Origin of the sequence: Psychrobacter cibarius (assembly GCF_016107535.1) — a bacterium.
In the GTDB taxonomy this organism is placed as follows: Bacteria; Pseudomonadota; Gammaproteobacteria; order Pseudomonadales; family Moraxellaceae; genus Psychrobacter; species Psychrobacter cibarius.
Map to the genome: position 1 here is coordinate 1 of NZ_JABASQ010000059.1, position 1,277 is coordinate 1,277.

Below are 1,277 nucleotides of genomic sequence, written 5' to 3' on the forward strand. Positions count from 1 at the left end.
TGACCCCTGCTGTCAAATCCGTATAACTAAACTTGGGAGATTTTGATTACGCAGCATGACGATAATAGTCAAACCACACCTGTCTTGGCGATTTATAGCCTAAACCCTTTTGAATTCTCGTTTGGTTGTAGTACAACTCGATATATCTAATGATATCGGTAATGGCGGCAAATCTGGTCTTATAGTCCTGATGATATATCAACTCATTCTTTAATACGCCCCAGAAGCTCTCTATAGGTGCGTTATCAAAGCAGTTGCCTTTAGCGCTCATTGAGCCTGTAAATTGATGCTGCTTAATGATCTTGTGGTAGGCATGGCTACAGTACTGGCTGCCTCTGTCAGAGTGAACGACTAGCCCTTTACTGGGTCGTTTGTTCTTGATGGCCATGTTCAATGCTTTGCATACTAGATCTGCTGTCATGCGTTTGTTGATGGCGTAACCGACAAGCTCTTTAGTGTATAAGTCTTTAACGCCTGCTAAATACAGCCAACCCTCAAGCGTCCAAATATAGGTGATGTCACTGACCCACGCTTGGTTAGGGCGACTGGCATCAAACTTCTGATCCAGTACGTTTGGATAGATCAGCTTGTTGTGATTGGAGTCGGTAGTGACTTTAAAGCGCTTGTGGCGACGGCATTTGATGCCATGTTCCTCTTTAATGCTTCTAACCATGTATAGGCTAATGTCATGGCCTTGCTCGGTGAGCGTTGCATGCAAACGTTCATAACCATAACGTTCTTTACTTTCACTGTGAGCGGCTTTAACGAGTAGCTCGCAATGGTTGCGATGTATCTGCTGCTCGCTGATATCGCGACTCAGCCAGTCGTAGTAACTTGAATGCTTAATCTTTAGCACACGGCACATAGTGGTGATGCTAAAGAAGTGCTGGTTATCTTTGATAAAGGCGTACCTGACTAGCTGTGCTTTGCAAAGTACGCCGTCGCCTTTTTTAATATCTCTCGTTCCTCTTCGGCTACTTTAAGCTGTCGTTTGAGGCGCTTGTTCTCTTCAATCACGGCTATGAGCTGTGGATCGTACTGCTCAGTTCCTTCAAGCTTGCCTTGATTGGCTTTGTTATGCCAATTAGATAAGGTTTGCATGGCGATGCCAAGTTGCTTTGCAGTCGCTGAAATATTGCCGTTATTGTCCGCTATCTTCTTGACGGCTTCGGCTTTAAATTCCTTACTGTAGGTTCTTATTTTCTTGGTCATGGTAAACTCCGATTAATACGCTTAGTTTACCAAGTTTAGTTGTACGGTTTCTTCAGCATAGCTCA

1 protein-coding gene is annotated in these 1,277 nt (G+C 44.1%); it reads right to left on the reverse strand.

The features are described 5' to 3' along the window. Nucleotides 1-46: 46 nt before the first annotated feature. A protein-coding gene (locus tag JFC08_RS13580; RefSeq protein ID WP_198331106.1) for an IS3 family transposase occupies nucleotides 47-1,212 on the reverse strand; the annotation gives its coding sequence in 2 pieces (ribosomal slippage) (nucleotides 47-954 and nucleotides 954-1,212; 1,167 coding nt in all). Nucleotides 1,213-1,277: the final 65 nt, after the last annotated feature.